Raw genomic sequence first — 16,967 nt, forward strand, 5'->3', positions numbered from 1 at the left:
GATGAGTGATCATGCTTCGTTTTTGCAAGATGGTGAACGGCTGGATGAGCTGTTGATCGGCGGCTGGAAAATTATTCAGCATGCGGAGGTCTTTTGCTTTGGCATGGATGCCGTTTTGCTGGCCCATTTTGCCACTGTGAAGTCAGGGGTGCGGGCGGTGGATCTCGGTACGGGTACCGGGGCCATCGCTTTTCTCTTGGCTGCGCGCGGCGCTGCACATGTGGCGGCGCTTGAATTGCATCCGCGTCTGGCAGACATGGCGCGCCGCAGCAGCACGCTCAATGAGCTGGCTGACATTGTTCAGGTTGTCGAGGCGGATTATCGTGCCTTAAGCGGAATTCTGCCGGCAGGCGAGAGCCAGCTGGTCGTTGCGAATCCGCCGTATCGTCCGCTGGGGCAGGGCTATTTGAACCGGGAAACGCCGGTCGCCAGCGCCTGCCACGAATTGACCGCGACGCTGACCGATGTGGTCAACTCTGCGGCCTGGCTGCTCGGCGACCGGGGGCGCTTTGCAATGGTGCACCGCGCCGACCGCTTATGCGACGTTATCGCTGCGCTGCGCGAAGCTTCGCTTGAACCGAAGCGGCTGCGTTTTGTCCAGTCACGCGAAAACGTGGCGCCGAAGCTGCTATTAATAGAAGGAATTCGCAGCGGCAAACCGGGTTTGGCGGTCGAACCGCCGCTGATCATTTATGATGCGGCGGGCGAATACAGTGAAGAGATCCGTTCGTATTACCGGCAGGAACCGGTTCTTTATAAGGGCAAAGGAGGCGGACGCTGACATGGCGGGAACTTTATATCTTTGTGCAACGCCGATTGGCAACCTGGAAGACATGACGTACCGGGCGGTTCGCGTCTTAAGCGAGGTTTCGCTGATTGCCGCCGAGGATACCAGGCACAGCCGGAAACTGCTGACGCATTTTGACATCCATACGCCGCTGATAAGCTATCATGAGCACAACAAAGCCGAACAGGGGCCGCGCCTCTTGGAGCGTCTTGCGGCGGGCGAAGACATCGCTTTAGTCAGCGATGCGGGCATGCCGGGCATTTCCGATCCGGGCGCCGATCTGGCCGCAGAGGCGATCGAGCAGGGGATTGTTGTGACCGCGCTGCCCGGTGCGAATGCAGCGCTGACTGCATTGGTCTGCTCCGGTCTCGATACGACCAGTTTCTTGTTTGTCGGTTTCTTGCCGAAGACGACGAAGAAACGGCGCGAACAACTGGAAGAGCTGACGGCGATACCTCAGACGCTGCTCTTTTATGAATCGCCGCATCGCCTGCGCCAGACCTTGCGGGAGATGATTGCTGCGTTCGGTGCGGAACGAAAGGCGGCAGCCGGCCGTGAACTGACGAAAAAATTCGAGGAATTTATTCGCGGCAGTTTGGGTGAGGTGGCGGAGCATTTTACCCGATGCGAACCGCGCGGCGAATTCGTGCTGGTTCTTGCCGGCGCGCCGGAAGCGGCGCTCAAAGAGGCTGTCTCCTACGGCACTCCGGCGCAGGAAGTGGCCAAGCTGGTCGCGCTCGGCGTCGACAGCAAGCAGGCGCTGAAGGATGTGGCGCTGAAGCTCGGTCTGTCCAAGCGCGATGTTTATCAGGCGGTACTGGCGGAAAAATAAGCGCAGACAAAAAAAGATAGAGGTTTTTCAACCTCTATCGATTACAATATAATATAGAATCTTAAACCGTTTGTTTGGTCATTGCGGTCATGCAATCGCTGCAGACGTTTTTACCGCGGAAGTTGGTGACTTCGTCGGCGTTGCCGCAGAAAGTGCAGGCGCAAGACGGCTCGTATTTACGAAGGATGATACGATCGCTGTCTACGTAGATTTCCAGAGCGTCTTTTTCCTCGATGGAAAGCGTGCGGCGCAATTCGATAGGAATTACGACCCGGCCCAGTTCGTCGACTTTTCTAACAATACCAGTGGATTTCATGCTTGATAATTCTCCTCTCAAACAACATGCTTCGACAAAAATTGATCTACCTAAATAATAGCAGAAGGCAAAACGAGTGTCAACCTATATTTTCCAAAAAATTGGATTTTTACCATGTGGTTCGAGTGAGTATAGGGGTGGGCGATTGTTTTTTCTGGGTGCACGAGTGTTGTTTATGATGCTGAAATGGGAAAAAAGCGACGCGAATGCGAACGAGAGGAATTGCGGAAAATGACGATTTAATGGTAAAATGCAAGTGGTTGTGTCGAAATGTGTTGAATGAAAAAAATGTAAACTTTTTGCTGCGAAATAAAAAACAACTTATGGGGAGGTCCTTTCACGTGAAGAAAAAAACTTACTACATTACAACGCCTATCTACTATCCGAGTGACCGGTTGCATATTGGTCATGCCTATTGCACGACGATTGCCGATGCCGTGGCGCGTTATCGTCGCATGTCCGGGTATGACGTTTTCTTTCTGACCGGCTCGGATGAGCATGGACAAAAAATCCAGCGCAAGGCAGCAGAAGGAAATGTCACGCCGAAAGAATACGTCGACGGCATCGTGGCTTCCTTTCAACAACTCTGGCTTAAGCTCGGCATTTCGAATGATGATTTCATCCGTACGACCGAAGAGCGGCATCATAAAGTCGTGCAAGCGATCTTTCAAAAGATTTACGATCAGGGCGACATTTATAAAGCCGCTTATGAAGGGAAATACTGCACGCCGTGCGAAACATTCTGGACGGAGCGTCAGTTGCAGGACGGAAATTGCCCGGACTGCGGACGCGGCGTAGAGACGGTGCAGGAAGAAAGTTATTTCTTCCGGATGTCAAAATACCAGGAGCGTCTGCTGCAATTTATTGAAGAAAACCCCGAGTTCATTCAGCCGGTGTCGCGGCGCAATGAAATGATTAACTTCATTAAACAGGGGCTGGAAGACCTTTGCGTATCGCGTACTACGTTCGATTGGGGCATCCAGGTGCCGTTCGATTCCAAACATGTCGTCTATGTCTGGTTTGACGCGCTGACCAACTACATCACGGCGGCCGGCTACGGCCAGGATGACGGCAAGTTTGAAAAATACTGGCCGGCCGATGTTCACTTGGTCGGCAAAGAAATTGTTCGCTTCCATAGCATCATCTGGCCGGTTATCTTGATGGCGCTCGACCTGCCTTTGCCGAAAAAAGTATATGGACATGGCTGGCTGGTCGTCGAAGGCGATAAGATGTCAAAATCAAAAGGCAATGTGATCGATCCGGTCGGTTTGATTGAAGAATTCGGCCCGGATGCGATCCGCTATTTCCTCCTGCGCGAAATCACGCTCGGCAATGACGGCAATTTTTCGCGCGAAGCGCTGATCAATCGGATCAATGCCGATTTGGCGAACGATCTTGGTAATCTGCTGCATCGCAGCCTGAACATGATCGGCCGTTTTAGCGACGGAAACCTGCCGCCTTGCGGCGAACTCGGCGAGTTTGACAAACAGCTGCAGGATTTGGCGAAGACAACGGTCGCGCAATATGAAACGGCGATGGATGCGATGGACATTAACCAGGCGTTGAAATTAGTCTGGACGCTGATCGGTCGGACTAATAAATATATTGATGAAACGGCGCCGTGGGCGTTGGCGAAAGAGGAAGCGAAGCGTGAACAGCTCCATACGGTGCTTCACCATCTGGCTGCGATACTGCGTGTAGTGGCGATACTAATCTCACCGTTCATGCCGCATACTGCACCGAAGATTTGGCAGCAGTTGGGCTTGGGCGACGATTTTGCGGCCAGTCTCGATGATGCGAAACGCTTTGACGGTCTGCCGGTCGGCAAAGCAGTCGCCAAGCCGGAACCGATCTTCCCGCGTATTGAGGAGAAGAAGGAAGAAGAAGCGAAGACGTCGCCGGTTGCGGCGGCAAAAACGGCCGTTAAAGAAAAAGCGCCGGAGCAGGCAGCGGAAATCAGCATCGATGATTTTGCCAAAGTCGATCTGCGTGTAGTGAAAGTGTTGGCGGCCGATAAAGTCAAAGGCGCGGATCGTCTTTTAACACTGACGGTCGATCTGGGCGAAGAACAGCGAACGATCGTTTCCGGCATCGCGCAGCATTATGCGCCGGAAGATCTGGTGGGGCGGCATGTTGTCATGGTCGTCAATTTGAAAGCGGCGAAAATTCGCGGCATCGAATCGCGCGGCATGGTTTTGGCAGCATCCTGTGACGGAAAACTGGCGGTGGTCGAGTCGAGCTTGCCGCCCGGCAGCAAGGTGAAATAATGCGTGAAAGAATGGCCTCGGGACAAGCGGCTCTAACCGCTTGCCCGGGTCTTTTTTCTCGATACGACATTATATAGAAGAAAGTCGTAAAAAAGAGGCGAAAAAAGCGCTTCTGCGACGCAGGAAAACGCCTTTTTCCCTAAGGCTATCTGTGATATAGTTAAGGCGTCTATTTTATCCAAGCGAGGAGTTGTCAAAGATGCTATTTGATTCACATGCGCATTTGACGGACGAACGTTTTGACGATGACAGGGATGATGTCATAGAAAGAGCGAAATCCGAAAAAATTTCAGGGATTATCAATGCCGGAGCTTGCATGAAGTCGTCTGCGGCGTCAATTGCACTGGCTAATCGTCACCCGTTTATTTATGCCGCGGTGGGGATTCATCCGCATGATGCAAAAGATGCCGTGGAAGCCGATTATGCGCAGATGGAAGACTGGTTGCGCCAGGAAAAAAAGGTTATCGCGGTCGGCGAAATCGGGCTCGATTATTACTATGATTTTTCGCCGAAGGAAGTGCAAAAAGAAGTGTTTTTGCGCCAGCTTCAACTGGCGAAAAAAAACGACAGGCCGGTTATCATCCATAACCGTGATTCGCACGGCGACATGATGGAGATCCTGAGACGGGAAGCGAAGGGAATGCAAGGCGTACTGCACTGTTTCTCCGGCGGTTTGGAGATGGCGCGCGAGCTCTTGAAAATGGGCTTTTACCTTTCGGTTGCCGGACCGCTGACATACAAAAACGCGGCTGTTTTACCCGAGGTGGTAAAGGAAATTCCGCTGGAACGCTTGCTGATCGAAACCGACTGCCCATACCTGACGCCGCAGCCGCATCGCGGCAAACGAAATGAACCGGCCTACGTGCGCTATGTTGCGGAAAAAATCGCCGAAATCAAAGGGAAAACCTGGCAAGAAGTGGCATCTGTGACGCGAGAAAACACGCTGCGATTGTTCCGCATTGCAGCTAAATAATTATGTTAAATGAGAAGACTCGTTGGCGAGTCTTCTCATTTATTTACATAAACAAAGAAAAAACGAAACCAAAACCCAGTAAATGTCAGTGAATAGGCGGGGTAAAAAAAGTTGCGAAAAAAAGTTAAATAAATATAAAGTCGAAAAATGCTGAAAATTCAGACGCCTGTCGCGGCGGCGATACGCCTAAATTGTCGGAAAATAATTTAAGATAAATAAAAAAATAACAATGTCGTTGTCATAATTTTGAGACAAAAGAACGGGCCCAGATAAAATAAGCCGTGGAAGCTTGTTTACCGGCATGGATTGCTTGGTTTGACACTCTGGAAAGACGCATGCTATAATCCAAAAACGCTTCGAAAGGAGAGATTGCAGATGCGTCAAATGAAAGTTAACCGACACAAAATGCTGTCTGTGTTCCTTGCCCTGTTCACTGTCCTACTGTTGGCGACAGGTTTCACTTTTGCCTACAAGAACGTGCAGATTGAAGCTGATGGAACGATGCTACCGCTAAAAACATTACATAACCACCCTCGCGATGTGTTGGCGCAAGCCAATATCGAACTGGGTCCGCAGGACCAATACCGCTTGTCGACCACGGCTGTGGCTGACGGCACCACCATCAGGGTGCACCGGGCGGTACCGGTGACGGTTGTTCGGCAAGGACAAAGCGAGACGATAAGCAGCGGCCAACCTACGGTTGGTGAGCTGGCACAAAGTTTAGGTTATAAACAGGAAGAAATCGTAACGATTCCGCCGGCTGCTACGGCAGTCAAGGCGGGCATGCAAGTGGTCATCAAGGGACGTAGTGAACAGATCATGGAACAAGAGATTGAGGATGCCGCGCCGGTGATTCGGCAGGCGGACCCGACCCTGGAAAAAGGGGTGGAACGGGTCGAGGAAGAAGGAAAGCCCGGACGGCGTCATGTGACACTTAAACAAATTTATGCCGACGGGGAAGAGTTTGGTACGGAAGTCTTAAAAGAGACGGTTGAGGAATTTCCGCAGGCGCGTGTTTTGCGCGTCGGCAACCGCGAAACGGTTGCGACTTCGCGCGGCGATGTACGATTCAGCAGAGTGATGCGGATGGAAGCGACCGCATACCTGCCGACCGACGGTTCCGGTGAAGGGATCACCGCGTCGGGCATTCGCGCGCAGCATGGTGTCGTTGCCGTGGATCCGAATGTAATTCCGCTCGGCACGCGCCTCTTCATTCCCGGTTATGGAGTGGCCTTGGCTGCCGATACCGGCGGCGCAATTATCGGAAATCGTATTGATTTATGCGTCGAAGATTACGGCGAGGCGGTACAGTTTGGCCGTAGGGCGATAAAAGTATACGTGCTGGAATAGGAGAGGGGGGTATACTCCCTCTTCTTTTTTTGGTAACATAGATAAGACGGCCAGTTTGACTTTTTACAATCACGTGATGGCTGGGCTAAGTTTGGGCGGACGATGCAGCCGAAAGGATCGTCGCCTTTGGGATAGGTGAGAAGAACATGATTCAGGAAGTTATCGTGGTAGAAGGAAAAAATGATATTGCAGCGGTGAAACGCGCGGTTGATGCCGACTGCATCGCGACGCAGGGTTTCCGTCTGGCGCCGCGTGAACAGGCGCAACTGCGCCAGGCGTATGAGAAGCGCGGCCTGATCATTCTGACGGATCCGGACAGCGCAGGTGAGCGGATTCGTCGTTGGCTGACGAAAGCGTTTCCGCTTGCCAAGCACGCGTTTGTACCGAAGGAAGAAGCGACGGTGCCGGGCGACATCGGAATCGAGCAGGCATCGCCGGATTCGATCCGCAATGCACTGCGCAAAGTACGCTACCGCGAATGGCAGCCGGTCGAGGAGTTCGACTGGGCCGATCTCTTGACCTATGGACTGAACGGCAGTCCGGCGGCGGCGAGCCGTCGCGCGGAAGTAGGCGCGAAACTCGGCATCGGTTATGCCAATGCCAAAACGTTTTTGCAGCGATTAAACCATTATGGGGTGGCCCGTGCGGAATTTACCGCAGCCGTGGCGGAAGGCGAAGGTGCAGAGTGAAGCAACCGATGATAGCGCGCAAGGAAGTGACCTTGCATGTATTGAAAACATTTGACATTCGGGCCAGCAAGAAACTGGGCCAGAATTTTTTGATCGATCCCCAGGTGGTGGACGGCATTGTCGGCGCGGCGGATATCGGCCCGGACGACCGGGTGCTTGAAATCGGCCCCGGCATCGGAACGCTGACGCAGGCGCTGGCGGAAACCGGCGCGGCGGTGACCGCGGTGGAGCTTGACCAACGCTTGCTGACGGTTCTTGAAAAGACGCTGGAAGGCTACGAGAATATCCGCGTCGTGCATGGCGATATCTTAAAAGTCGATATTGCCCGGGAAATGGGGGAAGGCGGCTATAAGGTCGTGGCCAATCTGCCGTACTATATCACGACGCCGATTGTGATGGCGCTCTTGGAACGCCGCTTGCCGCTCGAACGCCTTGTCACGATGGTGCAAAAGGAAGTGGCGCTGCGCATGGTGGCAAAACCGGGCAGCAAGGATTACGGCGCATTGTCGGTCGCGGTTCAGTATTATACCGAGCCGGAACTTTTGTTCGTCGTACCGCCGCGTTCGTTTATCCCGGCTCCGGCCGTGGAGTCGGCGGTTATTTGCTGCAAGGTACGCAAAGCGCCGCCGGTTGAGGTGGAAAGTGAGAAATTATTTTTCCGTGTCGTAAAATCGGCGTTCGGGCAGCGTCGCAAGACATTGAATAATGCATTGAAGCTGACCGGCTTATCGAGTGAAGGCGTAGGGAAAATTCTATCCGGCGCCGGAATCGATGGCGTGCGTCGCGGCGAAACGCTGTCGTTGCAGGAATTTGCCGACTTGGCCAATGAGTGGCATAAGCTGCTGTAACGGAAACGATTTCAGTGACGAATTTGCCGCCAGTGCTTCCGCTATGCTGCAAACTAAGAAAAAAATTAGAGCAGGCAGGCAAAATAGCCCTGTCTGGCGAATACAGTATAAATTACACATGGATAAGTGAGTGAATGCGGCATGAAGATGCAAGTGTTGGCGAAAGCGAAAATCAATCTGACGTTGGATGTGCTCTACAAGCGTCCTGACGGTTATCATGAAGTGGAGATGGTCATGCAGTCGTTGCAGGTGGCGGATTTGATTGAGCTTGCCTTGCGCCAGGATGACACGGTTTCTTTGCAGGTGGATCGCAGCGATCTGCCGGCGGATGAAAGCAACCTGGCTTACCGGGCTGCCCGTTTGCTGCAGCGGGAACATGGCGTGAAGCTCGGCGTCGACATGGCTTTGCAAAAAAGAATCCCGATGGCGGCCGGTCTGGCTGGCGGCAGCGCCGATGCGGCAGCTGTCCTGTGGGGCTTGAACCGACTCTGGAATTTGAATCTGCCGCAGAGCGAACTGGAACGGCTCGGCGCGTTGCTGGGCTCGGACATTCCATTTTGCCTGCGCGGCGGCACGGTGCTGGCCCGCGGACGGGGCGAAGAACTGCTGGAACTGACGGCGATGCCGGAATGTGCCGTGGTGTTGGTCAAACTGCCGATCGATGTGCCTACGGCGTGGGTCTATGGCCAATATCAGGCGAGAGCCGATTTGCGCCATCCGGACACGAAAGCCATGTTGGCCGCCCTCGCGGCGAAAGATCTTGCGGCGGTTGCCGCCAACGTCGGCAATGTGCTGGAATGCGTTACGATTGCCGCATATCCTGCGATTGCCGAAGTGAAGGCGGAACTTGCCAAGCGTGGTGCGAAAGCGGTGCTGATGTCGGGCAGCGGTCCGACCGTGTTTGCCCTGGCGGATGATGAGGCGGCGGCCGAAGCGCTGGCGGACGGATTGGCAAAGCGCTGGCAGGCGGAAGTGATTGTTACAAAGACGAGCAAGGTGGGGTGCGAAGATGGAAGAACGTCGTTTGTTGCCGATTAAACTGGACAGCTATCAACCGCTGCGCGAGGTGGTATGCGAAACATTGCGCAATGCGATTGTCGCGGGCACCTTGAAACCGGGCGAACGTCTGATGGAGATTCAGGTGGCCGAAGAATTGGGCGTCAGCCGTACGCCGGTGCGCGAGGCGATTCGCAAGCTGGAATTGGAAGGCTTTGTCGTCATGATTCCGCGGCGCGGTACGTATGTTTCCGATTTGTCGATCAAGGATGTCAATGAGGTGTATGAAGTGAGAACCGCGCTGGATGTACTGGCAGCCGGACTGGCGGTAGAACGGATTACGGAAGAAGAATTGGAAGAGATGGAACGTCTTTTGGTCATCTTTGGCGAGTGCATCGAAGCGAACGATTTGGACAAGATCGTCGAAGCGGACGGCAAATTTCATGATATTTTATATAAAGCGACGCGCAATGAGCGTTTGGTTGGCATTGTGAACAATTTACGCGAACAGCTGACGCGTTTTCGTTCGCTCTCGATGTCGTATCCGGGCCGTCTCAAGGACATGCTGGAAGAGCATACGCGTCTGGTCGAAGCGCTTGGCCAGCGTAATGCCTCGGTCGCGCGGAAACTGGCCAATGATCATATGGCCAATGCGGAACAAACGTTGTTAAAGACCATGCTCGAACGTAGGCAGCATGGTGAACAATAGGATAGCGGAGGACTGACTATGTACGATGCCATTATACTGGCTGGCGGCGAAAACAAGGGACCCCTGCGCGGGTGTTCGGACCAGCCGTATGAGGCGCTGATTGAAATTGCCGGAAAGCCGATGGTTTCTTTTGTTGCCGTGGCGTTGGCGGCCGTACCTGAGATCGAAACAATCTGGGTCGTCGGCCCGGCGGCCCAGCTGGCAGCTTGTCCGCTGCCGCCTAAGGCCAAGCTGCTGGAAGGCGGCGCTTCGATCATCGAAACGATCCGGTTGGGTTTGGCGAAATTGGAACCTGGACGAAAAGCGATTGTGGCTACGGGCGATATTCCGCTATTGACGCCGGAAGCGGTGCAGGAATTTCTGCGTCTTTGTCGGCAGCAGGCCGCGGAAGTCTATTATCCGATTATCAGCCGCGAGCTGAATGATGCGCATTATCCCGGCAGCAAACGGACGTATGTGCGTTTTACCGATGGCGTTTATACGGGGGGGAATCTGTTTCTTGTTGATCCGGTCGTGGTGCCGCGTTGTGTCGCGGTAGCGGAAAAAATCATCGCCAATCGAAAGAATCCGCTGCAGCTCTGCCGGATTCTTGGCTGGGGCTTTGTCGTCCGCTTTATTCTCGGCCGTCTGAGCCTGGAAAAGGTGAAGGACCGTGTCGCCCAATTGCTTGGCGTTAGCGGCGCTGTCATTTATTCACAGCATCCGCAGGTTGGAATCGATGTGGACAAACCAAGCGATCTGGAGTTGGTGCGCGATGTTTTTGCGCGCACGGTCGACGCTGCAAGGCAATGAACAAGGACTGTTTCAAGATGGGGTTTCGAACCTGTCTTGCGACAGTCTTTTTGACTGTCTAAGAGGAAAAAGCAAAATTAAGTGAACTTTTTTTCTTCAAATTTGCAATCTTTGCGGAAAAAATTGAATAAAAATGGTACACTAAGGGGAGATTATTCGGATTTGTGGAAAACGGAGGAAGTCAAGATGGAAAAACTGCGACGAGTGGAACGGGTGGCGGCGCTTACGAAGCTGCTGACCGATATGCCCGGTCATCTTTTTTCGCTGGGCGCTTTCAGCCAGACCTTCGGCGCGGCCAAATCAACGCTGAGTGAAGACATGGTCACGATACGCCAGGCGTTGGCTGAACTTGGCATGGGACTCCTGGAAACCGTACCGGGCGCTGCAGGCGGCGTGCGCTATCTGCCTAACTATTCTAAAGAACGCATGCAGGCGGTTCTCGATGAATTGGCGGTGAAGCTGTCGGCGCCGGAGCGGATCATTCCGGGCGGTTTTTTGTATATGACGGACTTGCTCTTTCAGGCGGATCGAATGGCGCGGGTGGGCGAAATATTTCGCACCCGCTTTGCGCATTTGCAGCCCGACTATATCATGACGGTCGAGACGAAGGGGATTCCGCTGGCTTTCATGACGGCCAGAGCCTTCGGCATTCCGCTTGTGACAGCGCGGCGCGGCAGTAAAGTGACGGAAGGATCGTCGGTCAATATCAATTATGTGACCGGGTCGTCAAAACGCATCCAGACGATGTCGTTGCCGCGCCGGGCGATCGAACCGGGGTCCAAGGTCTTGATCATTGACGATTTCATGAAAGCCGGCGGCACGGCGCGCGGCATGGCGGATCTGGCGCAGGAAGTCGGCGGCCGGGTTGTCGGAATCGGCGTTTTGGTCGCGACGATCGAGCCGGAAGAAAAACTGATTGAGAATTATCTGGCGCTATTAACGCTGCATGCGGTGGAACAGCAAAAGAAAACGATCGATATTCGTCCGTTGCAGCCTGATGCGGCCTTGGCGGAATAAATTTAATGAAAATTCGCCCTAGTGGAACTTTCACTTTTGGGCAGGAATGCTTGCAGCGGTGTCGAAAGAGAAAAAAGTTTGGCTCAATTCAATGCATAGATGCATGCAAATAGAAGGAAAGCAACGTCGGCAGGCGGCGGTCGCGGCGTGGAAAGCAAGGGGGATGCAAGTATGGCGGAATGGCTGACCGTTATTTTGGCGGCGGGCAAAGGGACGCGGATGAAATCGGCGCTGCCCAAAGTATTGCACAAAGTGGGCGGCAAACCGATGGTGCAACAGGTGATGGATGCTGCGACACAGGCGGGTGCTTCGCGCAATATCGTGGTAGTCGGTTTTGGCGGCGATGAGGTCAAAACGGCGATTGGCGAGCAGGCGCAGTGCGTTGTGCAGCAGGAACAGTTGGGCACCGGGCACGCGGTGATGCAGGCGCAGGGGCTTTTGGCGGGGTTTAGCGGTACGGTGATGGTACTGGCGGGCGATACGCCGCTCTTGACGGAGGCGCTTTTAAAACGACTGCATCAGGAGCATGAAGCGAAAGGCGCTGCGGCGACGGTACTGACTTTTATTCCGGATGATGCGGCCGCGTACGGCCGGGTTGTCCGCAACGAAGCGGGACAGGTCGTCAAGATCGTTGAACGCAAGGACGCTACGGAAGAAGAAGCGGCGATTCGCGAAGTGAACTCCGCGATTTACTGTTTCGATTGCAAGGCCTTGCTTGACGCATTGGGAAAAATCAATTGCGACAACGCGCAGGGCGAGTATTACCTAACCGACGTCATCGGCATATTGGCCGCACGGGGCGATTTGGTCTGGGCGGTAGTGGCCGATGATCACCAAGACACGATGGGCATCAATTCGCGTCGCCAACTGGCCGAAGCGGAACAGATCATGCGGCGGCGCAAGCTGGAGCAGCTGATGGATGACGGCGTCACCGTCATGGATCCGGCCAGCACCTATGTCGACGCGCAGGTTCAGGTCGGACGGGATACGATTCTCTATCCGAATACCTGGCTCGAAGGCGCGACGGTGATTGGCGAAAACTGTGCGATCGGTCCTGACGTCAGGCTGCAAAATGTTGCGGTCGGCGACGGCTGTACGCTGCATTTTCTTTACGGACACGACTGCCGGGTTGGCGACGGCGTCATTGCCGGACCGTATGTTCATCTGCGTCCGCAGACGAAACTGGCCGACAAGGTTAAAATCGGCAATTTCGTCGAAGTGAAAAACAGTTCGATCGGGCAAGGCAGCAAGATTCCGCATCTGAGCTATATCGGCGATGCCGATATGGGGGCGGGCGTCAATATGGGTTGCGGTTGCGTGACCGTCAATTACGACGGTAAGCAGAAGCATCGCACGACAATTGCCGACGGCGCGTTTGTCGGCTGCAATGCCAACTTGGTCGCACCGGTGACGGTCGGCGAAGGCGCCTATGTGGCGGCCGGATCGACGATTACCAAGGATGTTCCCGCCGAATCGCTTGGTGTAGCCCGGGCGCGGCAAACGAATATTGACGGTTGGACCAAACGTCGTTAGTTTGGCTTACTAAAATAAAATAGCGTAGGATGTAGAAAGCGTAGGAGGTAAATAGCAGTATGTTGGTGGATCTAAGCAAATTGCGGATTTTTTCCGGTAATTCGAATCAGGGGTTGGCCAGAGAAATTGCGGAACACATGGGGACGAAACTCGGAAATGCCTTTGTCGGTCATTTTAACAATGGCGAGACGCAGGTCATCATTGATGAAAGCGTACGAGGCAAAGATGTTTACATCGTTCAGCCAACCAGTTATCCGGTAAATGACAACATGATGGAACTGTTGATCATGATTGATGCGGCGAAACGGGCTTCGGCCCGGACCGTTACGGCCGTGGTACCTTACTACGCGTATGCGCGTCAAGATCGCAAGACGCGAGGCCGCGAGCCGATTTCCGCAAAATTGATTGCTAATCTGCTGACCACCGCCGGCGCATCGCGTGTTGTGACGATCGACTTGCACGCCGGACAGATCCAAGGTTTCTTCGATATTCCGGTCGACCATTTTACTGCGGTGCCGTTACTGGGCGATTATATCCGCAACAAACGGCTGGATGATTTGATCGTTGTCTCACCGGATCTCGGCGGCGTGACGCGTGCGCGTCAGCTTGCCGATTTGCTGCATGCGCCGATCGCGATCATCGAAAAGCGCCGTCCGATGCCGGGCGTCGCGGAAGTAATGAACCTGATCGGCAGCGTCGAAGGACGTACGGCTGTGATTGTCGACGATATCGTCGATACCGCGGGCTCGCTGACCGAGGGCGCGAATTCGCTGGTCAAGTTTGGCGCCAAAGAAGTCTATGCGGCTTGCACGCATGCGGTGCTTAGCCATCCGGCGATCGAACGTCTCGAAAAATCATCGATCAAAGAACTGATCGTTACCAACAGCATTCCGTTGCCGCCGGAAAAAATACATCCTAAAATTAAAGTTGTTTCGATTGCGCCGCTGATCGGCGATGCCATCCTCAGCATCTTCAGCGAAAAATCGGTCAGCTTGTTGTTCGACGGAAAATAAGCGAGAATGGAAAAGCAGTCCGGAGCAGATTTGTTTCGGACTGCTTTTCTTTTTTTGTGGTATAATCCCATATAGAAAGAAGGTGGCGGCATGACGATTTGCGTGCGCAATTTGACGGAAGGCGATATTCCGGCGGTCGCTGCGTTGTTCAACGCTTGTTTTGCAGCCAGCGTCCTGCATCATTGCCGTGGCCGTCTGCCGAAAGCCGCGGCGATGGAGGATGTTTTTTCGCTGGTGCGTCGCGCCGAAGCGCAGGCTGCCTTCGGCGTCTGGTCGGAAAACGGTGCGCTGCTTGGTTATTGTTTCGCGCCGACCAGTTTGGGGCGGCTATGGCGAATCGCGTTGGGACGAGGCGGCGTTTTGTACTGGGCATGGCGTTGGCTGAAGGGCGATTACGGGATTGGACTTTGGCCGCTGCGTTTGATTTTAGTGAATAAACTGGGCTTTATCCGTTCGGCGTTGACGCCGGGGCAGAGCGCCGGGGCTAGGATACTGTCCATCGCAGTTAACGAAACGGCGCGCGGCGCGGGCTGCGGCCAGGCATTGCTTACGACGGCGCTTGCCTATCAAAAGCGTCAGGGTGCGAAGAAAGTTCGGCTGGAAGTGCGGCCGGAAAATCGGGCGGCGCTGCGTTTGTATGAACGAAATGGCTTTGTCCCTGGCGGCAAAACCGCCGATTCGCAGGGCGATTGGCTAATTATGTGGAAAGAGATGGCGGATAAGCATGTGGGATCTGAAACTGCGCCTCGTTAATATGCTGGGCTTGATTACGCTGGTTGTCGTCGCGGCGCTGCTGATCGATTATTTTCGTCTCTTGCGCCGTCCGACGCGTCTTGGCGTTACGGTAGCGCTCTGCGGCTTGGTGGTCGGCGGTGCGTTGACGCTGACCGCGGTGCTGCCGGACAATGAAATATTGGGTCCGGTCGTGTTTCGCGGCGACGGCGGCGAAAAGCTGGTGGCGCTGACTTTTGACGATGGACCGTATCCGCCGTATACCGGAGAGGTTTTGGATCTGCTGGCCGAGTTTCGTGTGCCGGCAACCTTTTTCGTGGTCGGCGAAAATGCCGATCGCCATCCGGAGCTGCTAAAGCGAATGGCGCGCGAAGGCCATCAGGTCGGCAGCCACACCTACCATCACGTTGATCTTTTGAAGCTCAACGCGCGGGAGCTGGCCGCAGAAATGGATCAGACAAGCCGGGCGATCCAATCGATCACCGGTCATGCGCCGACGGCGATGCGACCGCCGCACGGCTTTCGTGATCCGGCGATCCTGGCGGCGATGAAGGAACGGAATTTGAAAGTGGTCGAATGGTCCGTGATGAGCCGCGACTGGACCAATCCGGGCGTGGAAACAATCGTCGAACGGACGCTGAGCAAGGTGAAGAATGGTTCGATCATCCTGCTGCATGACGGCGACGGTTTGGAAGCAAAAGCGTCGCGCGCGCAATCGGTCGCGGCCGCAAGGATCATCATCGAACGCCTGCAGGAAGAGGGCTACCGTTTTGTTACGGTGGATGAACTGCAGCGACAAAAAACGGAGGGTGCTTGGCAATGAAGATAATCGTGGGATTGGGAAACCCCGGTCAGGAATATAGCGCGACAAAGCATAATGTCGGTTTCATGGTGCTGGATGAACTGGCCAGCCGCTGGAACGTTACCGGCTGGCGAAAACGAAGCAACGCGGAAGTCGCGGAATATCGCCTTGGTTCGGAGGCGGTGCTGCTCGTAAAGCCGCAGACGTACATGAATCTCAGCGGCACGGCAGTCGGAGAGCTGGCGCGCTGGTATAAGGTCGCGGAAGAAGATATCGTGGTGATTTTCGATGACATGGATCTGCCGACCGGAAAGCTTCGCTTGCGGATGAAAGGCGGTTCGGGCGGGCATCGCGGCATCGAATCACTGCTCCAGCATCTGGCCAAGGATTCTTTTTTGCGCCTGCGCATGGGCATCGGTCGTCCGCCTGCCGGCTGGCAGGTCGTAGACTATGTTTTAAGCCGTTTTACCGCCGAAGAGCAACCGCTGATCGCGGCGGCGATCGAGCGCAGCGCGGAAGCGGTGGAGGCGATCGTGAAGGATGGCATGAATAAGGCGATGAATCTCTTCAACAAGTAGAGACTGCTGAAAAAGCGCCATCTGCATCGCTTTTCCTGCGGGCCGCTGGCTTGCGTACTTCCCAGTACGCGGCGCTGCGCAGTCCTCGGTACAGCTAGCACCTGGCACTTTTTGAGCAATCTCTGGCTAGGGCGGCTGATGGCAGAACGGGCAGGACGGCTAGTAGCTTCGGGCTAATAGCCAAGCGCCGTGCGCCACGAGCAAACTAAAACGGCCCGACGATTGTCGGGCCGTTTTGTCCATCTATTTAACCACTAACACAGGCATATCGGCGTAGGTGACCAGCTTATGCGCGACGCTGCCGAGCAGGAGCGAGGTGAAATTACCGAGGCCGCGCGTACCGCAGACCAGCAGATCGGCGTGCTGCTGTTTAGCGTAATTGATCAGCTCATCGGCGGCGTTGCCTTCGAGCACCTTCGTGCGGACGGTGCAGGAGTAGCCGTCGCAAAGCTTGGCGGTCGACTCGTTTAGTTGTTGCAGGTATTGTTCGCGGATGTTTTCCATGTCGATGAGCTGGCTGGTCGGTTCGAGGCTGATCATGCCGACCGATTCCAGTATCGTTACTACGTGAATCTCAGCTTGCGATTGTTTGGCGAATTCCAAGGCCCACTCCAGAGCTTTTTTGCTGCCCTCGGAACCTTCAAAGGCTAAAACAATTTTTTTTACAGCCATGATGGAACGCCCCCTCTTTTTATATGCTGTTGATTCTTATTATAAAATGTTCGCGCTTTTC

18 protein-coding genes are annotated in these 16,967 nt (G+C 54.4%); 16 read left to right on the plus strand and 2 right to left on the minus strand.

Annotation, left to right across the window (positions count from 1 at the left end; translation table 11 throughout):
- Nucleotide 1 precedes the first annotated feature (1 nt).
- Together QTL79_RS11900 and rsmI are read left to right on the plus strand one after the other, a co-directional pair.
- Complete coding sequence (locus tag QTL79_RS11900) at nucleotides 2-781, plus strand: tRNA1(Val) (adenine(37)-N6)-methyltransferase (RefSeq protein WP_346355186.1); 780 nt, start codon at nucleotides 2-4, stop codon at nucleotides 779-781.
- Between the two features lies 1 nt (nucleotide 782).
- Nucleotides 783-1,619: a 16S rRNA (cytidine(1402)-2'-O)-methyltransferase gene (rsmI, locus tag QTL79_RS11905; protein ID WP_346355187.1), complete on the plus strand. Its 837-nt coding sequence runs from the start codon at nucleotides 783-785 to the stop codon at nucleotides 1,617-1,619.
- Between the two features lie 61 nt (nucleotides 1,620-1,680).
- Here the strand turns inward: rsmI and QTL79_RS11910 are convergent, their stop codons facing one another.
- Complete coding sequence (locus QTL79_RS11910) at nucleotides 1,681-1,935, minus strand: AbrB/MazE/SpoVT family DNA-binding domain-containing protein (protein ID WP_346355188.1); 255 nt, start codon at nucleotides 1,933-1,935, stop codon at nucleotides 1,681-1,683.
- 341 nt (nucleotides 1,936-2,276) lie between these two features.
- Between QTL79_RS11910 and metG the strand changes: the two genes are divergently transcribed.
- The 14 genes from metG to pth all read left to right on the plus strand — a co-directional run bounded on the left by metG (nucleotide 2,277) and on the right by pth (nucleotide 16,234).
- Nucleotides 2,277-4,202: a methionine--tRNA ligase gene (metG, locus tag QTL79_RS11915; RefSeq protein ID WP_346355189.1), complete on the plus strand. Its 1,926-nt coding sequence runs from the start codon at nucleotides 2,277-2,279 to the stop codon at nucleotides 4,200-4,202.
- Between the two features lie 199 nt (nucleotides 4,203-4,401).
- Entirely contained in the window at nucleotides 4,402-5,175 is a 774-nt protein-coding gene (locus tag QTL79_RS11920) for a TatD family hydrolase (protein ID WP_346355190.1), read from the plus strand.
- A 375-nt stretch (nucleotides 5,176-5,550) separates the two neighbouring features.
- Complete coding sequence (locus QTL79_RS11925; protein ID WP_346355191.1) at nucleotides 5,551-6,525, plus strand: resuscitation-promoting factor; 975 nt, start codon at nucleotides 5,551-5,553, stop codon at nucleotides 6,523-6,525.
- A 146-nt stretch (nucleotides 6,526-6,671) separates the two neighbouring features.
- Nucleotides 6,672-7,214: a ribonuclease M5 gene (gene rnmV, locus QTL79_RS11930; protein ID WP_346355192.1), complete on the plus strand. Its 543-nt coding sequence runs from the start codon at nucleotides 6,672-6,674 to the stop codon at nucleotides 7,212-7,214.
- Complete coding sequence (rsmA, locus tag QTL79_RS11935; RefSeq protein ID WP_346355193.1) at nucleotides 7,211-8,062, plus strand: 16S rRNA (adenine(1518)-N(6)/adenine(1519)-N(6))-dimethyltransferase RsmA; 852 nt, start codon at nucleotides 7,211-7,213, stop codon at nucleotides 8,060-8,062. Before rnmV ends, rsmA begins: the two co-directional genes overlap by 4 nt.
- Before the next feature lie 141 nt (nucleotides 8,063-8,203).
- Nucleotides 8,204-9,100: a 4-(cytidine 5'-diphospho)-2-C-methyl-D-erythritol kinase gene (gene ispE / locus QTL79_RS11940; RefSeq protein ID WP_346355194.1), complete on the plus strand. Its 897-nt coding sequence runs from the start codon at nucleotides 8,204-8,206 to the stop codon at nucleotides 9,098-9,100.
- Entirely contained in the window at nucleotides 9,072-9,767 is a 696-nt protein-coding gene (locus QTL79_RS11945) for a GntR family transcriptional regulator (RefSeq protein WP_346355195.1), read from the plus strand. Before ispE ends, QTL79_RS11945 begins: the two co-directional genes overlap by 29 nt.
- An 18-nt stretch (nucleotides 9,768-9,785) precedes the next feature.
- The gene (locus tag QTL79_RS11950; RefSeq protein WP_346355196.1) at nucleotides 9,786-10,559 is read left to right on the plus strand and encodes a nucleotidyltransferase family protein; all 774 of its coding nucleotides are present in this window, start codon (nucleotides 9,786-9,788) and stop codon (nucleotides 10,557-10,559) included.
- Between the two features lie 186 nt (nucleotides 10,560-10,745).
- Nucleotides 10,746-11,576 (plus strand): pur operon repressor, encoded by an 831-nt coding sequence (gene purR, locus QTL79_RS11955; RefSeq protein WP_346355197.1) that lies wholly within the window; start codon nucleotides 10,746-10,748, stop codon nucleotides 11,574-11,576.
- A 171-nt stretch (nucleotides 11,577-11,747) separates the two neighbouring features.
- The gene (glmU, locus tag QTL79_RS11960) at nucleotides 11,748-13,109 is read left to right on the plus strand and encodes a bifunctional UDP-N-acetylglucosamine diphosphorylase/glucosamine-1-phosphate N-acetyltransferase GlmU (RefSeq protein WP_346355198.1); all 1,362 of its coding nucleotides are present in this window, start codon (nucleotides 11,748-11,750) and stop codon (nucleotides 13,107-13,109) included.
- Nucleotides 13,110-13,168: 59 nt separating this feature from the next.
- The gene (locus QTL79_RS11965) at nucleotides 13,169-14,122 is read left to right on the plus strand and encodes a ribose-phosphate diphosphokinase (protein ID WP_428845479.1); all 954 of its coding nucleotides are present in this window, start codon (nucleotides 13,169-13,171) and stop codon (nucleotides 14,120-14,122) included.
- Between the two features lie 90 nt (nucleotides 14,123-14,212).
- The gene (locus tag QTL79_RS11970; protein ID WP_346355199.1) at nucleotides 14,213-14,875 is read left to right on the plus strand and encodes a GNAT family N-acetyltransferase; all 663 of its coding nucleotides are present in this window, start codon (nucleotides 14,213-14,215) and stop codon (nucleotides 14,873-14,875) included.
- Complete coding sequence (locus QTL79_RS11975) at nucleotides 14,847-15,677, plus strand: polysaccharide deacetylase family protein (RefSeq protein WP_346355200.1); 831 nt, start codon at nucleotides 14,847-14,849, stop codon at nucleotides 15,675-15,677. The genes QTL79_RS11970 and QTL79_RS11975 overlap by 29 nt, the downstream gene beginning before the upstream one ends.
- Nucleotides 15,674-16,234: an aminoacyl-tRNA hydrolase gene (gene pth / locus QTL79_RS11980; RefSeq protein WP_346355201.1), complete on the plus strand. Its 561-nt coding sequence runs from the start codon at nucleotides 15,674-15,676 to the stop codon at nucleotides 16,232-16,234. The genes QTL79_RS11975 and pth overlap by 4 nt, the downstream gene beginning before the upstream one ends.
- Nucleotides 16,235-16,477: 243 nt before the next feature.
- Here pth and QTL79_RS11985 read toward each other — a convergent pair whose 3' ends face one another.
- Entirely contained in the window at nucleotides 16,478-16,906 is a 429-nt protein-coding gene (locus QTL79_RS11985) for a universal stress protein (RefSeq protein WP_346355202.1), read from the minus strand.
- Between the last annotated feature and the right edge of the window lie 61 nt (nucleotides 16,907-16,967).

This window comes from Azotosporobacter soli, assembly GCF_030542965.1.
In the GTDB taxonomy this organism is placed as follows: Bacteria; Bacillota; Negativicutes; order SG130; family SG130; genus Azotosporobacter; species Azotosporobacter soli.